Origin of the sequence: Psychrobacter sp. TB20-MNA-CIBAN-0197, from assembly GCF_040309765.1 — a bacterium.
Lineage (GTDB): Bacteria > Pseudomonadota > Gammaproteobacteria > Pseudomonadales > Moraxellaceae > Psychrobacter > Psychrobacter submarinus.
Map to the genome: position 1 here is coordinate 1 of NZ_JBEOPC010000554.1, position 274 is coordinate 274.

Here is a 274-nt window from a genome sequence, read left to right on the forward strand (position 1 = left end):
GCCTAAATCTATTAATTTTTGGGTGGCGTTGATCATGGTTTGCGTTGACGATTTACCCGGGTGACCTATTTCAAAACGAATGTCAGGTAAAAATACCGCATAACCGTTTGAGGTAAACATAGGGAAATTAGGGCGATGGTTTAATTCCATTTTAGGAAAATCAAACATGCGTTGACTCATGTAACGGTAAAAATACACAACCACAGGTACTTTATCGCCTTTTTTATATCCCGCTGGTTTTATTAATACACCTTGTAAATCTTCACCGTCAAAG

1 protein-coding gene is annotated in these 274 nt (G+C 38.0%); it reads right to left on the reverse strand.

Annotated features, from left to right (window positions below):
* Positions 1–274 (reverse strand): alpha/beta hydrolase family protein (locus tag AAEY83_RS14930; protein ID WP_351060121.1); only part of this gene is annotated, 274 nt, incomplete at both ends.